The following is a 19,822-nucleotide window of genomic DNA, read 5'->3' as shown; positions in this document are numbered from 1 at the left end:
ATCAATTCTCCATAGAAAGGAGGTGATCCAGCCGCACCTTCCGATACGGCTACCTTGTTACGACTTCACCCCAATCATCTGTCCCACCTTAGGCGGCTGGCTCCAAAAAGGTTACCCCACCGACTTCGGGTGTTACAAACTCTCGTGGTGTGACGGGCGGTGTGTACAAGGCCCGGGAACGTATTCACCGCGGCATGCTGATCCGCGATTACTAGCGATTCCAGCTTCATGTAGGCGAGTTGCAGCCTACAATCCGAACTGAGAACGGTTTTATGAGATTAGCTCCACCTCGCGGTCTTGCAGCTCTTTGTACCGTCCATTGTAGCACGTGTGTAGCCCAGGTCATAAGGGGCATGATGATTTGACGTCATCCCCACCTTCCTCCGGTTTGTCACCGGCAGTCACCTTAGAGTGCCCAACTTAATGATGGCAACTAAGATCAAGGGTTGCGCTCGTTGCGGGACTTAACCCAACATCTCACGACACGAGCTGACGACAACCATGCACCACCTGTCACTCTGCTCCCGAAGGAGAAGCCCTATCTCTAGGGTTTTCAGAGGATGTCAAGACCTGGTAAGGTTCTTCGCGTTGCTTCGAATTAAACCACATGCTCCACCGCTTGTGCGGGCCCCCGTCAATTCCTTTGAGTTTCAGCCTTGCGGCCGTACTCCCCAGGCGGAGTGCTTAATGCGTTAACTTCAGCACTAAAGGGCGGAAACCCTCTAACACTTAGCACTCATCGTTTACGGCGTGGACTACCAGGGTATCTAATCCTGTTTGCTCCCCACGCTTTCGCGCCTCAGTGTCAGTTACAGACCAGAAAGTCGCCTTCGCCACTGGTGTTCCTCCATATCTCTACGCATTTCACCGCTACACATGGAATTCCACTTTCCTCTTCTGCACTCAAGTCTCCCAGTTTCCAATGACCCTCCACGGTTGAGCCGTGGGCTTTCACATCAGACTTAAGAAACCACCTGCGCGCGCTTTACGCCCAATAATTCCGGATAACGCTTGCCACCTACGTATTACCGCGGCTGCTGGCACGTAGTTAGCCGTGGCTTTCTGGTTAGGTACCGTCAAGGTGCCAGCTTATTCAACTAGCACTTGTTCTTCCCTAACAACAGAGTTTTACGACCCGAAAGCCTTCATCACTCACGCGGCGTTGCTCCGTCAGACTTTCGTCCATTGCGGAAGATTCCCTACTGCTGCCTCCCGTAGGAGTCTGGGCCGTGTCTCAGTCCCAGTGTGGCCGATCACCCTCTCAGGTCGGCTACGCATCGTTGCCTTGGTGAGCCGTTACCTCACCAACTAGCTAATGCGACGCGGGTCCATCCATAAGTGACAGCCGAAGCCGCCTTTCAATTTCGAACCATGCAGTTCAAAATGTTATCCGGTATTAGCCCCGGTTTCCCGGAGTTATCCCAGTCTTATGGGCAGGTTACCCACGTGTTACTCACCCGTCCGCCGCTAACTTCTTGAGAGCAAGCTCTCAATCCATTCGCTCGACTTGCATGTATTAGGCACGCCGCCAGCGTTCATCCTGAGCCAGGATCAAACTCTCCAATAAAGTTAGTTTGTCTAGCATCTAAAAATAAAAATTGACGTTTCACGTTGTTTGTTTCGTTCAGTTTTCAAAGAACTACTTGGTCGCTCATTCGCGACTTCCTTATGTTAACATTTTCGTTTTTCGATGTCAACTAAGTTTTTCAATTTCTTTTTTGTCGTTTTCTGCGTTTCCGCATCAGCGACGTTTATTAATTTACCATATACAAACTATTAACGTCAATACTTTTTAATAAAAAGTTCTTCTTCTTACATAACGAATACATTCCTCTGCGTTAGCAACTCTCCGAAACAAACAAAAAATGATTTTATATCTTTCTTCCATCGCCTTTTTTACAACTTCATGAATACGCTCATCTTCAAAATCAAATAAAAGTTCCTCTAACTCTCTCTTTAATATGTATTCCATCTCTTTTCTCTCTTCTTTTGTCAACATCAGCCCAAGCAAATGATCACCTCAATAATTCCTTACGTAACAATAAACGTTCCGCTCATTTTCACTTATTACAATCCTATCATTCATTATATCCACTACTTACGATATTAATCCTTTGTTCTCTTTTTTATATTTCCAGCATATATGTAACTGAAAAGGATTGGACAAAGGGGCGTAATATTATGTTTTTCTTTTTTATTACGAGTAAAAGAACTTTTAAACACATTAGCTTAATAGTGATACTTTCCTTATTTACAGCATGGCTACTCTTTTTAAAAACATATTCACATGAATCTGCTTTTTCAACTGCTACAGGCCCTAAAGTAATTTACAAAGGAGATACCGCTAAAAAGCAAGTTGCATTTACGTTTGATATTAGTTGGGGAGACAAAAAAGCAATTCCAATCCTTGATACTCTTAAAGAAAGAGAAATTAAGAATGCAACCTTCTTCCTTTCTGCTGCATGGGCCGAAAGACACCCCGATATTGTAGAGCGCATCATGAAAGATGGACACGAAATCGGTAGTATGGGTTACAATTACACATCTTATACTTCTCTAGAGACGAATGAAATAAGACGAGACCTTTTACGAGCACAAGATGTTTTTACAAAACTTGGTGTAAAACAAGTCAAACTGTTACGTCCACCTAGTGGCGAATTTAACAAGGCAACCCTTAAAATTGCAGAATCACTTGGATACACCGTCGTGCATTGGAGTAATAATTCAAACGATTGGAAAAACCCAGGTGTAAACCACATCGTTTCCACCGTCTCTAATAATTTGAAAGGTGGAGATATTGTCTTATTACACGCATCCGATTCTGCCCTTCAAACAAATAGAGCTTTACCGCTGCTCCTGCAAAAATTAAAAAGTGATGGATATGAGCAAATATCCGTATCACAACTTATTTCCAACACAAGTACGAAAAGTGAAGATGTGAAATAGCTTCGTCCCTACTACTCTTCACGTATAAAAAGCTCTACTACCTTTCAAGAAGGTGGTAGAGCTTTTTTAATCACACCATTTCCAGTAATATAACTGCCGGTGTATAAAACCTCTCTCTATTAAGCAGGTTTACTCGTTTTTCCGATTAAACGATGTAATACAAGTAATTGATATGCATTACATAACAATAGCGGTATAACCATTAAATATAACCAATCTGTATCATTAATCCGAAGCGCCGGTACCCATTCAAGAATTGTTACAACAACCATAAAGAACAGAGCTGGCACAAATGCTTTTTTATTTGTTTCTTTACTTTTTACATAAGCAACAATTGCTCCAAACACAAATAAAATTCCAGCAACAAGTATGTTATTCCCCAATGAGACTTCCCCATTTGCAATAAGTACAGACCTTAAATACACAAAATCAAATAATACGAATGCAATAAAGAAGAGCTGGACTGCATTCCATAAAGACGATGAGCGAAACATCCCTAGTCCAAAACGATGGATTGTTAAATATGCAAAGAATCCCATTTGACTTATAACGCTAAAAATAAATCCTACACCCATCAACCAGAAAGATACCGCTAAAATCTCCTTAACGTCGAAATTTTGAAAAAATTTATTGTACCTGTCCCACTCCAAAACAAAACCAATAATAACTGTGCTAATCCCACCAAGAAACAACGTCGTTAAAAATAGTCGTACCCACTTGCGGCTATTCACAACACATCCCCCATTATCCTTATATTTCTAATTAAATTGTATCAATGACAATTTCAAAAAGCTAGCCATGTTCATGTATAAATTCCTTAAAGATATTTATATTAAAAAGAGAGAACTGTGCTGAAAGGAGTTCCAACTTATGAAACGGATACTATTCATTTTCGTTTCTTCTTTTCTACTTATCGCACTTGTAGCATGCGCACAAGGAAAAGAAACGAAATCCGAACTAGATTACGATCAAACAAAGAAAATGATTGTTGATATTTTAAAAACAGATCAAGGTAAGAAAGCTATTCAAGATGTATTAACTGATGAAAAAATGAAACAAGCACTCATACTAGATGAAACAGTAGTAAAGAAAACGATTGAAGATGCAATGGTATCCGATAAAGGGCAACAATTCTGGGAAAAGCTCTTTAAAGATCCTGAGTTCTCATCGAAGTTCGCTAAAAGTATGGGGAAAGAACAAACCCAATTAATGAAAACCTTATTAAAAGACCCTGAATACCAAGCAGGCGTTATAGAAATCATGAAAAATCCTGAAGTAGAAAAAATGATGTTACAAACAATGAAGAGTAAAGAATACCGTCAATATCTACAACAAGTACTAACAGAAACTGCTGAAAGTCCACTCTTCCAATCCAAGATGATTGATATCATTAGTAAAGGTGTACAAAAGGCTGAAAAAGGTGGATCTGATAAGAAAGAAGCAGGCGGTGACGGTGGTTCTCAAGGCGAGAAGAAGGAAGAACAGTGAAAATAATAACTATAATAACGAGTGGACAATGTATAAATTGTCCACTCGTTATTACTTTATCTTGCTATTAACAGACAAAATGGCCCTCTAGTTAAGCGAAAGGTTTACTAGCAACAAAACCCTTATTGTTGCCAGTAACAGATGAACCCCACTGATTAAAGTTTTACTTTATTTTTGTGTAACAGCTGTTTTATCAATTACTGCTTCGGCTATTTTACTATAAATAATGCCGGTTGTATGTGTATCTTCATATACTGAAGGAGCAAAGTCTTCTTTATTCCAATCAGGTTGTTGCAGCGGAATACGACCAAGAACATTTGTTTGTAGTTCGGTAGCCAACTTATCTCCCCCGCCTTTTCCAAATACATATTCTTTCTCACCAGTTACCTTACTTTCAAAATATGCCATGTTCTCAACAACACCGAGAATACTATGTTCAGTGCGTAATGCCATCGCTCCAGCACGCGCCGCTACAAACGCAGCTGTTGGATGAGGCGTCGTTACAATAATCTCTTTGCAAGATGGCAACATTGAGTGCACATCTAACGCAACATCACCTGTTCCTGGTGGTAAATCTAGTACTAAATAATCTAAATCGCCCCATTCCACTTCTGTGAAGAAGTGGTTTAACATTTTCCCAAGCATAGGTCCTCTCCAAATAACTGGTGCATTATCCTCTACAAAGAAGCCCATTGAGATTACCTTTACACCTAAACGTTCCACCGGAATTATCTTGTCACCTCTTACGATGGGACGTTTTTCTATCCCCATCATGTCTGGCACACTAAAACCGTAAATGTCCGCATCAATAATACCAACTTTTTTTCCTAAACGAGCTAAAGCAACTGCAAGGTTAACGGAAACGGTTGATTTTCCCACCCCACCTTTTCCACTCGCTACTGCTAAGAATGTCGTTTTTGAATTTGGTGACAATAAAGATTCACTTTGCTCTGCTTCTTGTTCTGGTGCAAACTGAGCTAATTCCTCTTCTGTAAATTCTGCAAAACGAAGTCCAACTGTTGCTGCTCCAAGTTCTTTTACTAACTTTACAATTCCAGACTGCAACTGCATTTGTTCCGCTGTACCAGTTTTTACGATTGCAATTTTGACACTCACATGTTCCTTCTCAGGCTTGACTGTTACCTCTTTAATTGCACTTGTTTCTTTTAATGTTTTATGTAAAAACGGATCTACAATCCCTTCTAACGCTTCAACCACTTGTTCTTTCGTTACCATAATTAGCCCAGCCCCCTGTATGAAAAATAACGTAATGTTAATTGAATTCATCTTTGTTTATTCTTCAAATAAATGCGTTTACATTTCCAGTATAACATATTTTCCGAAAACTTCGTTAACGAGAGAAACTCAAAAAAATCCTCCTTATTCTGGAGGATTTCCTTTTTCCGTGAAATAACGCAATATACCACGGTATATTGCAGCTGCTACCTTCTGTTGATATTTCTCCGAATTTAACATATACCTTTCGTTCACATTCGATAAAAAGCCGGCTTCAATTAAAGCACCTGGTGTTTTCGCATACTTCAATAAGTATACGTGAGAGATTGTTTTAGCAGAACGATTCGTATTTTCTAAACTCGTTCTCAATTCAGCCTGTATAAATTTCGCAGCACGTTCATTTTCAATTGAAGAGCGATAGTAGAATGTTTGTGCGCCTTTCGATCCACTACTAGTTAAAGCATTTAAATGAATGCTTGCAAAAAAGTCTATATCTGGTTTATTGATGATTTCTACACGTTTTTTTAAATCTTCCGCTTTACGTCTACTATATGACTTTGTATCTTTGTTAGCTAAATCATAATCTCCCTCACGCGTTAAAATAACTAGTGCACCTTGTTCTTGTAAATAGTCTTGTACCTTTTTTGTAATTTCAAGCGTAATATCCTTTTCTATAATGTCCTTTCCACCAACAGCCCCTCCATCTGGTCCACCATGCCCAGCATCTAATACGATTACTTTCCCTGATAAGGGTAAATTCCAAGCTCGCCACGATTTTGTGATTTGAAATTCTTGTTTGACTAAAAAAAACAAAACAACCGCAGCGAGTGCAAAAGAGATAATTCGAATTCTCTTCATACCTTTCCTCCTCCAGCTAGTCCCTCTAATTACTTATATGGGACAAGAGGAAAGTTTATGCTTGTCTTAATGAAGCTTTAATCGATATCTTCTTTCACCTTTTTCATACCCTTCTTGCCACCACAATCCTATAAACTGCTGACAAGATTCAAAAAGTAATTCCTCATCTTTCAACTTTATTTCTCGCATAGTCATACTCGTTAAAAATTGAAATAGCGTTTCAGTTAATTGTTGTTCTTCTTCTAAAGCTCTATATTTCACATCAAAAAACGATTCACCATAATAACCAAATTTACTATATCTCGCTCCTAATAAATAAGATTCTATCCCTAATTCAATACAGTAATCTTCATACTGACGATGAAGCTCTTGCATTTGAAAGGCATCACGAATATTTGAACGTAATGTTTTTAATGATAATTCCCGCAACATCTTCCGCTCGTATTTTAACTGCTTTTCTTTTTGTTTTTCTCGTAAGCTGACAATGACATTCATAGTACTTATAAACCTCCCTAATACGTATTAGTCTAAACTTCTAAAGAAGAAGCATACGCGCGGCGGTAGCACTAAAATATTCCAAGCTATAAAAATTACAAAAGAGGAATGAAACACAAAAAAACCCCAACCAAAATGGTTGGGGTTTTTAGTTCGCAAAAATTAACGTTTTGAGAACTGAGGTGCACGACGTGCGCCTTTAAGACCGTATTTTTTACGCTCTTTCATACGTGCGTCACGAGTTAATAGACCTGCACGTTTTAGTGTTAGACGGTATTCTGGATCAGCTTTTAATAAAGCGCGAGAAATACCGTGACGAATAGCACCAGCTTGACCAGTGTATCCACCACCATTTACGTTTACAAGTACATCGTAGTTACCTAAAGTTTCTGTTGCAACTAGAGGTTGTTTCACTACTTCACGTAATGCAGCAAATGGGATATAGTTTTCAAAATCACGACCGTTAATGATAACGCGTCCTTCGCCTGGAACTAGGCGTACGCGCGCTACTGAACTCTTACGACGTCCAGTGCCATAGTATTGAACCTGTGCCAAAGTAAGCCCTCCTTTAATTAATTATCCGCGAAGTTCGTAAACTTCTGGTTTTTGTGCTTGGTGTGGATGCTCTGCTCCAGCATACACGTTAAGTTTCTTAGAAACTTGACGGCCTAAGCGTCCTTTTGGAAGCATGCCTTTAATTGCAAGCTCTAACATTTGTACAGGGTAGTTTGTACGCATTTCAAGAGCTGTTCTTTGCTTAAGTCCACCTGGGTGGTTAGTGTGACGGTAGTAAATTTTATCGTTTAATTTATTACCTGTTAAATGAATTTTCTCAGCGTTAATAATAATTACATGATCACCCGTGTCAACGTGTGGTGTAAATGTAGGTTTGTTTTTACCACGTAAAATGGATGCTACTTCAGTAGATAGGCGACCTAAAGTTTGACCTTCAGCATCAACCACATACCATTTACGCTCAACTTCGTTAGCTTTTGCCATAAAAGTCGTACGCATGTGTTTCCCTCCTCGTTATCTTTTCCATAGAAAAAATCTATTGTTTATCTTAAACACGATTTCCTTCCGGGGCTAATCGTGGTTTTAGAAACAATACCATATGTTATGATATACTTTTGAGTTTCTAATGTCAAGCAAATGTTACACCAGGATTAGTTGTTATAGTTTACCTCCCATAGGTAAAGCCCATGACCTGGAGCCATCTTTCCAGCAAACTGACGATTTTGTTTCGCTAAAATCTCTGGAATGCTATCAGGATCAAGCTTTCCTTGCCCTACGTTAAGTAACGTACCAACAATAATTCTAACCATATTATATAAAAATCCATTACCTACAAAACGAAAAATTAATTCATCATCTTGCTCAATTAACTCGATTTCATAAATTGTTCGCACTTTATCTTTTTTGTCAGTTTTTGCCGAGCAAAAAGAAGTGAAATCATGCGTTCCAATAAAATAAGGAATTGCTTTTCTTATAGAATTGATTTCGAGCGGATATGGATATTGATATACGTAATTTCTACGGAATACATCCGCAGTCTTTGATAATAATACACGATAACGATATTCTTTTTTCTCAACACCGTAACGTGCATGAAATTCTTCTGTTTTTTTCTCTACTCGCCTAATAACAATATCATCTGGCAACATTGTATTTAAAGCGTTATTCCATTGCCACTCCTCAAGAGACAAAGGAGTATCAAAGTGTATTACTTGCCCTTTTGCATGAACCGTAGAATCTGTTCTACCAGACGCCTGAACACGAACAAGTTCTCCCTTATGCAATTTCTGTAATGCTTTTTCTATCTCCTGTTGAACAGTACGATGCTTCGGCTGAATTTGATAACCACAAAAATGCATACCATCATATGCAACCGTACATTTTATTCTATCCATTTCTCTATTCTCCATTACGATCGCACCCATGCCAAAATACAAGCTAAACAAAATAAGCTTACAATCGTTACTGTATCGCTTGTTTTCCAGCGTAGTTGCCTAAATTTAGTACGTCCTTCACCACTTTGATATCCACGTGCTTCCATCGCAATAGCTAAGTCCTCTGCACGCTTAAAAGCACTGATAAACAGAGGAACGAGCAGTGAGATAATAGCTTTCATTCTATCTTTTATCGGTCCACCAGCGAAATCAATACCACGTGATGCTTGTGCTTTCATTATTTTACTCGTTTCATCCATTAATGTCGGGATAAAACGAAGAGAAATTGACATCATTAATGCGATTTCATGAACAGGAACCTTTATACGCTTCAATGGCTTTAATAACGTCTCCAAACCATCTGTAATTTCAATAGGTGTCGTCGTTAACGTTAATAATGTCGTCATTAAAATAATAACGAAGAACCGTACAGAAATGTATATCCCTTGCTCTAATCCTTTTTCATGTATCGAAAACCAACCAAGCTGGAGTAGTACATCCCCCTCTTTATTTGTAAAAATATGCAGGAAAAATGTAAAAAGAAAAATCCATAAAATTGGTTTTAAGCCCGAAAGTACATAACGAATCGGCACTTTTGCAAAAAATAAAGCAATGAGTGCATATAAAAATAAAAATCCATATGAAATCGCATTATTTGCTAAGAAAACAACAAATACATATAAAAAGACAATCAGCAGCTTCGTACGTGGATCAAGTTGATGAATAAGTGAATTCCCCGGGATATATCTCCCAATAATCAACTGCTGCATGATTCATGACCACCTTTTCGTAACACCTGCACAACTTCATGAGTAAGATCCTCTAAAGATAAGGTAGCCTTTGGAATTGAAATACCAAACTTCTCTTCAATTGCACGTTTATACTTTAATGACATAGGAAGATCCACACCAATTTTCTCTAGTTCATCAGCATGTGAAAATACTTCCTCTGCACTTCCTTGCAAAAAGACCGTTCCTTTATGCATAACTACAATCTGTTCCGCATACTGAGCAGCATCTTCCATATTATGCGTTACAAGGATAACTGTAAGCCCTTTCTCCTTATGCAACTTATAAAACATCTGCATAAGTTCGTTCTGCCCTTTTGGATCTAGACCTGCTGTAGGTTCATCTAATACAAGCACTTCAGGTTCCATTGCCAGTACACCCGCTATAGCAACACGTCTCATTTGTCCACCACTTAATTCGAACGGAGAACGTGTTAACAGTTCCGGTTCTAGCCCTACAAGTTCTATTGCCTCTCTAGCCTTTTGCTTCGCTTCGTCTCCAGATACCCCGAAATTAGTAGGTCCGAAGCAAATATCTTTCTCCACAGTTTCTTCAAACAACTGATGTTCCGGGAATTGAAAGACAACCCCTACTTTTTTACGTAGTGGCTTTAGCTTTTTTTCTTTCTTTCCTGCCGAAATCAAATGTTCACCAATTTGAACTGTACCATTTGTCGGCTGCAATAAACCATTTAAATGTTGAATCATCGTCGACTTACCTGAACCAGTATGACCGATAATGGCATAATAGCCCCCACTTGGAAACGACACGTCTACATCATAAAGTGCGCGTCTTTCAAATGGAGTTTTATATTGATAACGATGTTCTACTTTTTGGAATGTAATCTCCAAAGTTCGTTCACCAAGCTTTCCATTGTAAGATGCGTATTTTGCAAAAGAATTTCATTTCTTTTTAATAATTCTGCTATTTTCACCGAAAACGGTACATCTAAGCCAATTTCTTGGAGCATATGAGAGGACTTGAAAATTTTCTCTGGAGTCCCTTCCTCTAATATTTCTCCCTTATTTAAAATAATGACACGATCTGACTGCGCCGCTTCTTCTAAATCGTGCGTAATTGATAACACGGTAATACCTTTTTGATTAACAAGTTGTCTAACCGTTTCTACTACTTCACGTCTTCCTTGAGGATCTAACATTGACGTTGCTTCATCTAATATTAAAATAGATGGCTGAAGTGCTAAAACGCCTGCTATTGCCACTCGCTGTTTTTGCCCACCAGATAAGGAATGAGGCTCATCATTAAGAAAATCTTCCATACGGACAAGTCGTAAGGCCTGTTCTAATCTTTCAATCATTTGTTCTCTTGGCATTCCGATATTCTCTAAACCAAATACAACATCATCTTGCACTGTTGTTCCAACAAATTGATTATCTGGATTTTGAAATACCATTCCAATTTGTTTTCGAACATCCCATACCGTTTCCTCTGATAAAACCATTGAATCATTTACTGTAATAGTCCCTGCTTCCGGCAAAAACAAACCATTCAATAATTTTGCAAGTGTAGACTTTCCTGAACCGTTTTGTCCAATAATAGATACCCATTCTCCCTCATATAAGGAAAATGAAACATCTTTTAATGCATACGTGGCTGCCCCAGGATATTGAAATGATATATTTCCTATCCGAAGTTTCTCTTTTTTCAATAGAAGGCACCCTTTCCTTCGCCAAGCTCGCCTATTTTTATATTTAAAAAAAAGGGCCATGACCAGTTTCTTGAAAAGAACTGTCCTGCCCTTTTAATTATCATTATACTAACTCGATAATTACCATTGGTGCTGCGTCTCCGCGACGTGGACCAATTTTTGCAATACGAGTGTATCCGCCTTGGCGCTCAGCATAGCGTGGAGCTACATCAGCGAATAATTTTTGAAGTGCATCTTGACCAGTCTCAGCGTTAGCTACTTCATTGCGAATGAAAGCTGCTGCTTGACGACGAGCATGAAGATCTCCGCGTTTACCTAAAGTGATCATTTTTTCCACTACAGAACGAAGTTCTTTTGCACGAGTTTCTGTCGTTTGGATGCGCTCGTTGATAATTAAATCAGTAGCTAAGTCACGTAACATAGCTTTACGTTGCGCACTTGTACGGCCTAATTTTCTGTATGCCATTCGTAGTTCCCTCCTTTGTTCATGGGTTTAAATCCTCAGTCGTCTTTACGTAAACCTAAACCTAATTCCTCAAGTTTATGTTTAACTTCTTCTAAGGATTTACGTCCTAAGTTACGAACTTTCATCATATCTTCTTCTGTTTTGTTCGCAAGCTCTTGTACAGTATTAATTCCTGCACGTTTTAGGCAATTATAAGAACGAACAGAAAGGTCTAGTTCTTCGATAGTCATCTCAAGAACTTTCTCTTTTTGATCTTCTTCCTTCTCGACCATAATCTCAGCATTTTGTGCTTCATCAGTTAAACCAACAAAGATATTTAAATGCTCAGTTAAGATTTTGGCACCTAAAGAGATAGCTTCTTTTGGCCCGATGCTTCCATCCGTCCATACATCAAGCGTAAGCTTATCATAATTAGCCACTTGTCCGACACGTGTCTTTTCCACTTGGTAAGTCACACGTGATACTGGAGTATAAATAGAATCAATAGGAATTACTCCTATTGGTTGATCTTCGCTTTTATTTGCATCAGCTGGCGTATACCCACGGCCACGCTTTGCAGTTAAACGCACGCGGAAATGCGCATCTTTTGCTAACGTTGCAATGTGTAAATCTGGATTTAAGATTTCTACATCACTATCGTGAGTAATATCAGCAGCTGTGACAATACCTTCGCCCTGCACATCAATTTCCAACGTCTTCTCTTCTTCAGAGTAGATTTTAAGAGCTAACTTTTTCAAGTTTAAGATGATCGTCGTAACGTCTTCTACTACGCCCTCAACTGTTGAAAATTCATGTAATACGCCATCGATTTGGATAGCAGTAACAGCGGCACCAGGGAGTGAGGATAAAAGAATACGACGTAAGGAGTTACCCAAAGTAGTACCATATCCACGCTCAAGCGGTTCAATTACGAATTTACCATATTTAGCATCTTCGTTAAGTTCAACCGTTTCGATTTTCGGCTTTTCGATTTCAATCATTAACTAAACCCTCCTTCAAAACGTCGAAACCCCGGTTAAACAAAGGTATAACCCCTGTCTAACCGAAAGTCCCCCTTAGGCAGTTCCCGATTGTGCACAACAAGCGATGTTTCTGTACGAAATTTCTCGATAATGCATCATATCCATTATAGACAAAAGGGAAAATTCTATACAGAAAAATTACACACGACGACGTTTTGGCGGACGACATCCATTATGAGGAACTGGAGTAACATCTCTAATTGCTGTTACCTCTAGACCTGCAGCTTGAAGAGCACGAATTGCAGCTTCACGACCAGCACCAGGACCTTTAACAGTAACCTCTAAAGTTTTTAAACCGTGCTCCATTGCAACTTTAGCAGCAGCTTCAGCAGCCATTTGCGCAGCGAATGGAGTAGATTTACGAGATCCACGGAAACCAAGTGCACCAGCACTAGACCAAGAAAGTGCGTTACCGTGAGTATCTGTAAGTGTTACGATTGTGTTGTTGAAAGTAGAACGAATATGAGCTATACCAGCTTCGATATTCTTTTTCACACGTTTTTTACGAGTGTTTGTTTTACGTGCCATTGTTAGTTCAACCTCCTTTACTTATTATTTCTTTTTATTTGCTACTGTACGACGTGGACCTTTACGTGTACGAGCATTGTTTTTAGAATTTTGACCACGAACTGGTAAACCACGACGGTGACGAAGACCACGGTAAGAACCGATCTCCATTAGACGTTTAATGTTAAGAGATACTTCACGACGAAGGTCTCCCTCAACTTTAATACGATCGATAACATCACGGATACGTCCTAATTCGTCTTCCGTTAAATCACGAACTCGTGTTTCTGAAGAAATACCAGCTTCAGTAAGAATTTTTTCAGCAGTTGTGCGACCAATGCCGAATACGTAAGTTAAAGAAATAACAACGCGTTTGTCTCGAGGAATATCTACACCTGCGATACGTGCCATTCTGAATGCACCTCCTTCTGATTAACCTTGTTTTTGTTTATGTTTAGGGTTTTCACAAATAACCATTACTTTTCCACGTCTACGAATAACTTTACATTTTTCGCAGATTGGTTTAACTGACGGTCTTACTTTCATGTCTCGAACCTCCTTAAAGATTACGGAGTGCTATATTATTTAAAACGGTACGTAATACGACCACGATTTAAATCGTACGGAGATAATTCTACCGTAACTTTGTCTCCTGGTAAAATACGAATGAAGTTCATACGGATTTTACCAGAAACGTGAGCCAATACGACATGCCCATTCTCTAATTCTACTTTGAACATAGCATTTGGCAACGTTTCAAGAACGGTACCTTCGACTTCAATTACATCATCTTTAGCCATTCAATAGTTCTCCCTTCTTCAAATCAGTAACATTTTACACTGCTCTGAAATCCCGGAGAGCCAGCTACTTATAAAGTGGTAAGGATTTCGTATCCTGCTTCTGTAAGAGCAATCGTGTGCTCAAAATGGGCACACCATTTACCATCTACCGTTACCACTGTCCAGTCATCAGATAGTGTTTTTACATATCGTCTTCCTTGATTCACCATCGGCTCAACACAGATGACCATTCCCGGCTTTAATCTAGGGCCTCTATTTGGTGGACCATAGTGCGGGATTTGAGGGTCCTCATGTAAGTCTTGCCCGATTCCGTGACCAACATACTCCCTAACGATCGAGAATCCATTCTCTTCAGCATGGGTTTGAACCGCATGTGAGATATTTGATAATCTCTCGCCTGGTTTTACTTGTTCTAGACCAAGATACAACGATTTTTCTGTGACATCAAGTAGCTTTTGAACAGATTCAGAAATGTTTCCAACTGGATACGTCCATGCAGAATCTCCATGGTACCCATTGTATTTCGCACCAATATCGATACTGATGATATCGCCCTCTTTGAGCTTGCGCTTTCCTGGAATTCCGTGTACAAGCTCTTCATTTACAGAAGCACATATGCTCCCCGGAAATCCGTTGTATCCTTTAAAAGATGGCGTAGCACCATATTTTTGAATCGTCTTTTCCGCTATTTGATCGAGCTCTTTCGTTGTAATTCCTGGAGTAATGTGCTGTTTCAACTCTTGATGAGTTAAAGCAACGATTCTGCCAGCTTCTCGCATGATTTCTATCTCGCGAGGAGTTTTGCAGATGATCATTACGCTAAGCCTCCGATGAGAACATCGATATCAGCAAATACTTTATTGATATCTTGCTCACCATTAATGCTTTTTAAGTAACCAAGCTCGTCGTAGAAATCAAGCAAAGGTTTTGTTTGCTTAATATTTACATCTAAACGATTTGCTACAGTTTCTTCATTGTCATCAGAGCGTTGGTATAATTCGCCACCACATTTATCGCACACATCAGCTTTTGCTGGTGGATTGAATTCTAAGTGGTAAGTCGCACCGCACTCTTTACAAATGCGACGGCCTGTAAGGCGTTTTAATAACAACCCTGAATCCACATTAATGTTTAAAACATAGTCGATTTTTTTGCCAAGATCTTTCATAATCTCTTCAAGAGCTGATGCTTGTGCAACAGTTCGTGGGAAACCGTCTAGTAAGAAACCTCTTACGCAGTCTTCTTGACTTAAACGTTCACGAACAATTCCGATTGTAACTTCATCTGGAACAAGTGCACCTTTATCAATAAAAGATTTTGCTTGTAGACCCATTTCAGTTTCAGCCTTCATAGCTGCACGGAACATATCTCCTGTTGAAATGTGAGGGATGTTATACTTGGCTACAATCTGTTCGGCTTGTGTACCTTTACCAGCACCAGGAAGCCCCATTAAAATTAAGTTCATCCTTGTTCCCCCTCAGTACATGAGCATGTAGGGAAGATAGTTCTTCCCACTTACTCACTGCTTGATAAACCCTTTGTAATGGCGTTTTACCAGTTGGCTTTCTAGCTGCTTCATTGTTTCTAAAGCAACGCCGACAACGATTAACATACTCGTTCCACCAATCTGTGCAGATGGAGGAAGATTTCCCAATTTCGTAAAAATAACTGGTAAGATTGCAATCGCTGCTAGGAAAATTGATCCTACAAAGGTCAAACGATACAAGATTTTTGTTAGATATTGTTCTGTATTCTTACCCGGACGAATACCTGGAACATATCCACCTTGCTTGTTTAGATTCTCTGACATTTGCTCTGGATTAACCTGAACAAATGCATAGAAATATGTGAAGGCTACAATGAGCGCAACATATATGATCATTCCCACTGGGTGAGAATAGTTAAAGTTTGCAATAATCCACTGCGATACATCATGTTTCGGGAAGAACTGTGCAATAGTTGGAGGCGTAATTAAGAATGAAACAGCAAAAATGACTGGAATAACACCCGCACTATTTACCTTAAGCGGTAAATGTGTGTTTTGTGCTCCAGCATGATTCCCATTCCCTCCTGTTACACGCTTCGCGTATTGAATTGGGATCTTTCTAACAGCTTGTTGAATGAAAATAACACCAACAATAACTGCTAGCACAGCAAGTAAAATCAATGCAACTTTAACGATACTCATGAACAATTGATCTCCGATATTTTGAAACTGTTGTTGATACACTTGAGATATAACACTTGGGATCGCTGCAGCAATACCGCCAAAGATAAGGATGGAAATACCATTACCTACACCTTTAGCTGTAATCTGTTCGCCTAACCACATTAAAAATGCAGTACCAGCAGTCAGTACCGTAGCAATGTATAAATAAGTGCTCCAACCAGGATTCAAAATTAATTGCCCACCTACCATACCGTTAAAACCGATTGACATACCAAACCCCTGAATAAACGCAAGAACAATTGTAAAGTAACGCGTGAATTGCGTTAGTTTACGACGGCCCATTTCACCTTGCTTCGACCATTCCGAAAATTTAGGAACAACATCCATCTGCAATAATTGCACGATGATGGATGCTGTAATATACGGCATGATTCCCATCGCGAAGATGGAGAAGTTTTTCAAGGCGCCACCGCCAAATGTATTTAGGATGCCTAAAGCATTTAATTGGTCTTGTGCTTTCAGTACGTCTCCATTTGTAAATGGCACTGGGATAAACGTGCCAATCCTGAATACGATTAACATCGCTAAAGTGAATAATATTTTACGTCTTATCTCAGCAACGCGCATAAAGTTGGAGATTGTACGAAACATTAGATCACCTCAACTGATCCGCCAGCTGCTTCAATTGCTTCTTTAGCACTTGAAGAGAACTTGTGCGCTTTAACAGTTAGTTTTTTCTCTACTGCTCCGCTTGCAAGAATTTTAACACCGTCGTTTAACTTGCTGATAACGCCAGTTTCCAGCAATAATTCAGGTGTTACTTCTGTACCATCTTCAAAACGATTTAACGTTGATAAGTTTACAATAGTAAACTCTTTACGGTTAATGTTTGTGAAGCCGCGTTTTGGTAAACGACGGAATAATGGAGTTTGACCACCTTCGAAGCCAAGACGAACACCGCCACCAGAACGTGCGTTTTGTCCTTTATGACCTTTACCAGCAGTTTTACCGTTACCAGAACCGATACCACGACCGACACGGTTACGTACTTTACGAGAACCTTCTGCAGGTTTTAATTCATGAAGTTTCATTCCCAGGCACCTCCTTATATTAATGAGTTATCCTTAAGCTTCTTTTACAGTTAAAAGGTGAGAAACTTTGTTGATCATACCAAGAATAGCAGGAGTTTCTTCCTTAACTACAGTTGAATTCAACTTTTTAAGACCTAAAGCTTCTACCGTCGCACGTTGATCTTGTGGACGACCAATTACACTACGAGTGAGGGTAATTTCTAACTTTTTCGCCATTTGTTTTCCCTCCTTAACCTAGTAGCTCTTCTACAGATTTACCGCGTAATTTTGCAACATCTTCAGCGCGCTTAAGTTCGCTTAATCCGTTCACAGTAGCGCGAATCATGTTGATTGGTGTGTTAGAACCAAGAGATTTCGAAAGAATATCTTGTACACCAGCTAATTCAAGAACCGCACGAACAGGTCCACCAGCAATAACACCAGTACCCTCAGCAGCAGGTTTTAAGAATACTTCACCAGCTCCAAAGTGACCGTTGATTGTGTGTGGAATTGTTGTACCAACTAATGGTACAGCGATTAAATTTTTCTTAGCGTCTTCGATAGCTTTGCGAATTGCGTCTGGTACCTCTTGTGCTTTACCAGTACCGAATCCAACATGACCGTTTTTATCGCCAACTACAACTAGTGCAGCAAAGCGGAAACGACGACCACCCTTAACAACTTTCGCGACACGATTTATCGTAACTACACGTTCTTCAAGTTCTAATTTACTTGGGTCAATGCGATGCATCAATTTTCCCTCCTTTGACCATTAAAATTGTAATCCAGCCTCACGAGCAGCTTCAGCTAGAGCTTTAACACGGCCATGGTATAAGTAACCACCGCGATCGAATACTACTTCTTTAACGCCTTTCTCTACAGCACGCTTAGCAACTGATTCTCCAACTTTCGTAGCAGCTTCAGTATTGCTAGTACCGTTAAGAGCAAGGTCTTTATCAAGAGTAGATGCACTTACTAACGTTACACCATTCACATCATCAATAACTTGAGCGTAAATATGTTGGTTAGAACGGAACACGTTTAAACGTGGACGCTCTGCAGTACCAGTAAGTTTAGCACGTACACGTGCATGTCTTTTCTTACGAGTCGCATTTTTATCAGCTTTAGTGATCATTTTCTTGTCACTCCTTTCTCTCACCTAACGGGTTTACTTAGCAGTTTTACCTTCTTTACGACGAACAACTTCGCCTTCGTAACGAATACCTTTACCTTTGTAAGGCTCAGGAGCACGTACAGCACGGATGTTAGCAGCAAATTCGCCAACACGTTGCTTGTCGATACCTTTAATTACGATTTTAGTTGGTGCAGGTACTTCAACTTCAAGACCTGCTTCCGGAGTCATTTCTACTGGATGAGAATAACCTACGCTTAAAACAAGTTTATCTCCTTGTTTTTGAGCACGGTAACCAACACCGACTAATTCAAGTCCGCGTGCGAAACCTGCAGTTACACCTTCAACCATGTTTCCGATTAAAGCACGAGTTGTACCGTGTAATGCACGGTGTTCCTTCTGTTCAGATGGACGCTCAACTGTTAGTGTATTTTCTTCAATTTTGATAGACATATCAGCATTGAATTTACGAGTTAATTCACCTTTAGGGCCTTTTACTGTTACAGTATTGTCTTCTGCAATTGTAATAGTAACACCTGCAGGGATTTCAAGAATCTTTTTACCAATACGAGACATGTGGTCACACCTCCGTTCGTTTTAAATATATATTACCAAACGTATGCTACTACTTCTCCACCAGTTTGTAATTGACGAGCGTCTTTGTCTGTCATTACTCCCTTAGATGTAGAAACAAGAGCGATACCTAATCCGTTAAGTACACGTGGTACTTCGTCAGCTTTAGCGTAAACGCGTAAGCCAGGTTTACTGATACGTTTTAATCCAGTGATTACACGTTCATTGTTTGCACCATATTTCAGGAAAATACGAAGGATACCTTGTTTGTTATCCTCGATGTATTCTACATCACGAATGAAACCTTCACGTTTTAAAAGTTCAGCGATCTCTTTTTTGATTTTAGAAGCAGGAACCTCTAATTTCTCATGACGTACCATGTTCGCATTACGGATGCGAGTAAGCATGTCTGCAATTGGATCTGTCATCACCATGTGTTTTACCTCCTTCCCATTTGTGGGTTTTACCAACTAGCTTTTTTAACACCAGGAATTTGACCTTTATATGCAAGTTCACGGAAACAAATACGGCAAAGTTTAAATTTGCGGTATACAGAATGCGGACGACCGCAGCGTTCGCAACGTGTATACTCTTGTACTTTAAACTTAGGAGTACGCTTTTGTTTCGCTATCATAGATTTTTTAGCCACGTTT

29 protein-coding genes and 1 rRNA gene are annotated in these 19,822 nt (G+C 39.7%); 2 read left to right on the top strand and 28 right to left on the bottom strand.

Annotation, left to right across the window (positions count from 1 at the left end; genetic code table 11):
• Nucleotides 1-15: 15 nt before the first annotated feature.
• Nucleotides 16-1,567 (bottom strand): 16S ribosomal RNA (locus tag ACYFX0_RS29445).
• A gap of 225 nt (nucleotides 1,568-1,792) precedes the next feature.
• Nucleotides 1,793-2,011, bottom strand: a complete 219-nt coding sequence (locus ACYFX0_RS29440; protein WP_000901146.1) for a hypothetical protein — start codon at nucleotides 2,009-2,011, stop codon at nucleotides 1,793-1,795.
• A 170-nt stretch (nucleotides 2,012-2,181) separates the two neighbouring features.
• On the opposite strand from ACYFX0_RS29440, the gene pdaB reads away from it, so the two are divergent.
• Nucleotides 2,182-2,946: a polysaccharide deacetylase family sporulation protein PdaB gene (pdaB, locus tag ACYFX0_RS29435; protein ID WP_000464716.1), complete on the top strand. Its 765-nt coding sequence runs from the start codon at nucleotides 2,182-2,184 to the stop codon at nucleotides 2,944-2,946.
• Nucleotides 2,947-3,065: 119 nt separating this feature from the next.
• Here pdaB and kbaA read toward each other — a convergent pair whose 3' ends face one another.
• A complete protein-coding gene (gene kbaA, locus ACYFX0_RS29430; RefSeq protein WP_098438199.1) occupies nucleotides 3,066-3,677 on the bottom strand; it encodes a KinB signaling pathway activation protein KbaA in 612 nt (203 codons plus the stop codon).
• A 139-nt stretch (nucleotides 3,678-3,816) separates the two neighbouring features.
• On the opposite strand from kbaA, the gene gerD reads away from it, so the two are divergent.
• A complete protein-coding gene (gene gerD, locus ACYFX0_RS29425) occupies nucleotides 3,817-4,434 on the top strand; it encodes a spore germination lipoprotein GerD (protein ID WP_000821601.1) in 618 nt (205 codons plus the stop codon).
• Between the two features lie 168 nt (nucleotides 4,435-4,602).
• Here gerD and ACYFX0_RS29420 read toward each other — a convergent pair whose 3' ends face one another.
• The 25 genes from ACYFX0_RS29420 to rpsN all read right to left on the bottom strand — a co-directional run bounded on the left by ACYFX0_RS29420 (nucleotide 4,603) and on the right by rpsN (nucleotide 19,818).
• Nucleotides 4,603-5,670: an Mrp/NBP35 family ATP-binding protein gene (locus ACYFX0_RS29420; RefSeq protein ID WP_086397600.1), complete on the bottom strand. Its 1,068-nt coding sequence runs from the start codon at nucleotides 5,668-5,670 to the stop codon at nucleotides 4,603-4,605.
• 144 nt (nucleotides 5,671-5,814) lie between these two features.
• Nucleotides 5,815-6,528 carry an N-acetylmuramoyl-L-alanine amidase CwlD gene (gene cwlD, locus ACYFX0_RS29415; protein ID WP_000822437.1) on the bottom strand — a complete coding sequence of 238 codons (714 nt, stop codon included), beginning with the start codon at nucleotides 6,526-6,528 and terminating at the stop codon, nucleotides 5,815-5,817.
• Between the two features lie 66 nt (nucleotides 6,529-6,594).
• Nucleotides 6,595-7,023 carry a DUF2521 family protein gene (locus ACYFX0_RS29410; RefSeq protein WP_001101008.1) on the bottom strand — a complete coding sequence of 143 codons (429 nt, stop codon included), beginning with the start codon at nucleotides 7,021-7,023 and terminating at the stop codon, nucleotides 6,595-6,597.
• A 162-nt stretch (nucleotides 7,024-7,185) separates the two neighbouring features.
• Nucleotides 7,186-7,578, bottom strand: a complete 393-nt coding sequence (gene rpsI / locus ACYFX0_RS29405; RefSeq protein WP_000079986.1) for a 30S ribosomal protein S9 — start codon at nucleotides 7,576-7,578, stop codon at nucleotides 7,186-7,188.
• A 21-nt stretch (nucleotides 7,579-7,599) separates the two neighbouring features.
• Nucleotides 7,600-8,037 (bottom strand): 50S ribosomal protein L13, encoded by a 438-nt coding sequence (gene rplM, locus ACYFX0_RS29400; protein WP_001260795.1) that lies wholly within the window; start codon nucleotides 8,035-8,037, stop codon nucleotides 7,600-7,602.
• Nucleotides 8,038-8,189: 152 nt separating this feature from the next.
• Complete coding sequence (gene truA / locus ACYFX0_RS29395; protein WP_002084072.1) at nucleotides 8,190-8,933, bottom strand: tRNA pseudouridine(38-40) synthase TruA; 744 nt, start codon at nucleotides 8,931-8,933, stop codon at nucleotides 8,190-8,192.
• 14 nt (nucleotides 8,934-8,947) lie between these two features.
• Nucleotides 8,948-9,742: an energy-coupling factor transporter transmembrane component T family protein gene (locus ACYFX0_RS29390; RefSeq protein ID WP_001186530.1), complete on the bottom strand. Its 795-nt coding sequence runs from the start codon at nucleotides 9,740-9,742 to the stop codon at nucleotides 8,948-8,950.
• On the bottom strand, nucleotides 9,730-10,611 hold the full coding sequence (locus ACYFX0_RS29385) for an energy-coupling factor ABC transporter ATP-binding protein (RefSeq protein ID WP_000406529.1): 882 nt from the start codon (nucleotides 10,609-10,611) through the stop codon (nucleotides 9,730-9,732). The genes ACYFX0_RS29390 and ACYFX0_RS29385 overlap by 13 nt, the downstream gene beginning before the upstream one ends.
• The gene (locus tag ACYFX0_RS29380; RefSeq protein ID WP_000711763.1) at nucleotides 10,587-11,429 is read right to left on the bottom strand and encodes an energy-coupling factor ABC transporter ATP-binding protein; all 843 of its coding nucleotides are present in this window, start codon (nucleotides 11,427-11,429) and stop codon (nucleotides 10,587-10,589) included. The genes ACYFX0_RS29385 and ACYFX0_RS29380 overlap by 25 nt, the downstream gene beginning before the upstream one ends.
• Nucleotides 11,430-11,532: 103 nt before the next feature.
• Complete coding sequence (gene rplQ / locus ACYFX0_RS29375) at nucleotides 11,533-11,895, bottom strand: 50S ribosomal protein L17 (RefSeq protein WP_000331490.1); 363 nt, start codon at nucleotides 11,893-11,895, stop codon at nucleotides 11,533-11,535.
• Between the two features lie 35 nt (nucleotides 11,896-11,930).
• The gene (locus ACYFX0_RS29370; RefSeq protein ID WP_000569643.1) at nucleotides 11,931-12,875 is read right to left on the bottom strand and encodes a DNA-directed RNA polymerase subunit alpha; all 945 of its coding nucleotides are present in this window, start codon (nucleotides 12,873-12,875) and stop codon (nucleotides 11,931-11,933) included.
• Nucleotides 12,876-13,055: 180 nt separating this feature from the next.
• Nucleotides 13,056-13,445 (bottom strand): 30S ribosomal protein S11, encoded by a 390-nt coding sequence (gene rpsK, locus ACYFX0_RS29365; protein WP_000101797.1) that lies wholly within the window; start codon nucleotides 13,443-13,445, stop codon nucleotides 13,056-13,058.
• Nucleotides 13,446-13,469: 24 nt separating this feature from the next.
• A complete protein-coding gene (gene rpsM / locus ACYFX0_RS29360; RefSeq protein ID WP_000090792.1) occupies nucleotides 13,470-13,835 on the bottom strand; it encodes a 30S ribosomal protein S13 in 366 nt (121 codons plus the stop codon).
• Between the two features lie 21 nt (nucleotides 13,836-13,856).
• Complete coding sequence (gene rpmJ / locus ACYFX0_RS29355; RefSeq protein ID WP_000868344.1) at nucleotides 13,857-13,970, bottom strand: 50S ribosomal protein L36; 114 nt, start codon at nucleotides 13,968-13,970, stop codon at nucleotides 13,857-13,859.
• A 35-nt stretch (nucleotides 13,971-14,005) separates the two neighbouring features.
• On the bottom strand, nucleotides 14,006-14,224 hold the full coding sequence (gene infA / locus ACYFX0_RS29350; protein ID WP_001029884.1) for a translation initiation factor IF-1: 219 nt from the start codon (nucleotides 14,222-14,224) through the stop codon (nucleotides 14,006-14,008).
• A 68-nt stretch (nucleotides 14,225-14,292) separates the two neighbouring features.
• A complete protein-coding gene (map, locus tag ACYFX0_RS29345) occupies nucleotides 14,293-15,039 on the bottom strand; it encodes a type I methionyl aminopeptidase (RefSeq protein ID WP_000582539.1) in 747 nt (248 codons plus the stop codon).
• A complete protein-coding gene (locus tag ACYFX0_RS29340) occupies nucleotides 15,039-15,689 on the bottom strand; it encodes an adenylate kinase (protein ID WP_001048995.1) in 651 nt (216 codons plus the stop codon). The genes map and ACYFX0_RS29340 overlap by 1 nt, the downstream gene beginning before the upstream one ends.
• A 54-nt stretch (nucleotides 15,690-15,743) precedes the next feature.
• A complete protein-coding gene (gene secY / locus ACYFX0_RS29335) occupies nucleotides 15,744-17,045 on the bottom strand; it encodes a preprotein translocase subunit SecY (RefSeq protein WP_000490118.1) in 1,302 nt (433 codons plus the stop codon).
• Nucleotides 17,045-17,485, bottom strand: coding sequence for a 50S ribosomal protein L15 (rplO, locus tag ACYFX0_RS29330; RefSeq protein ID WP_000766083.1), 441 nt, complete (start codon nucleotides 17,483-17,485; stop codon nucleotides 17,045-17,047). The genes secY and rplO overlap by 1 nt, the downstream gene beginning before the upstream one ends.
• Nucleotides 17,486-17,518: 33 nt before the next feature.
• Nucleotides 17,519-17,701 (bottom strand): 50S ribosomal protein L30, encoded by a 183-nt coding sequence (gene rpmD, locus ACYFX0_RS29325; RefSeq protein WP_001085233.1) that lies wholly within the window; start codon nucleotides 17,699-17,701, stop codon nucleotides 17,519-17,521.
• 13 nt (nucleotides 17,702-17,714) lie between these two features.
• Nucleotides 17,715-18,215, bottom strand: a complete 501-nt coding sequence (gene rpsE / locus ACYFX0_RS29320; RefSeq protein ID WP_000554646.1) for a 30S ribosomal protein S5 — start codon at nucleotides 18,213-18,215, stop codon at nucleotides 17,715-17,717.
• 21 nt (nucleotides 18,216-18,236) lie between these two features.
• Nucleotides 18,237-18,599, bottom strand: coding sequence for a 50S ribosomal protein L18 (gene rplR, locus ACYFX0_RS29315; RefSeq protein ID WP_000628818.1), 363 nt, complete (start codon nucleotides 18,597-18,599; stop codon nucleotides 18,237-18,239).
• Nucleotides 18,600-18,632: 33 nt separating this feature from the next.
• Complete coding sequence (rplF, locus tag ACYFX0_RS29310; protein WP_000086551.1) at nucleotides 18,633-19,172, bottom strand: 50S ribosomal protein L6; 540 nt, start codon at nucleotides 19,170-19,172, stop codon at nucleotides 18,633-18,635.
• A gap of 32 nt (nucleotides 19,173-19,204) precedes the next feature.
• A complete protein-coding gene (gene rpsH / locus ACYFX0_RS29305) occupies nucleotides 19,205-19,603 on the bottom strand; it encodes a 30S ribosomal protein S8 (protein WP_000245511.1) in 399 nt (132 codons plus the stop codon).
• A 29-nt stretch (nucleotides 19,604-19,632) separates the two neighbouring features.
• Nucleotides 19,633-19,818: a 30S ribosomal protein S14 gene (rpsN, locus tag ACYFX0_RS29300; RefSeq protein WP_001085700.1), complete on the bottom strand. Its 186-nt coding sequence runs from the start codon at nucleotides 19,816-19,818 to the stop codon at nucleotides 19,633-19,635.
• Nucleotides 19,819-19,822: the final 4 nt, after the last annotated feature.

It is taken from the genome of Bacillus sp. NEAU-Y102, assembly GCF_054788175.1.
This window is presented reverse-complemented; position numbering and strand designations above follow the sequence as displayed.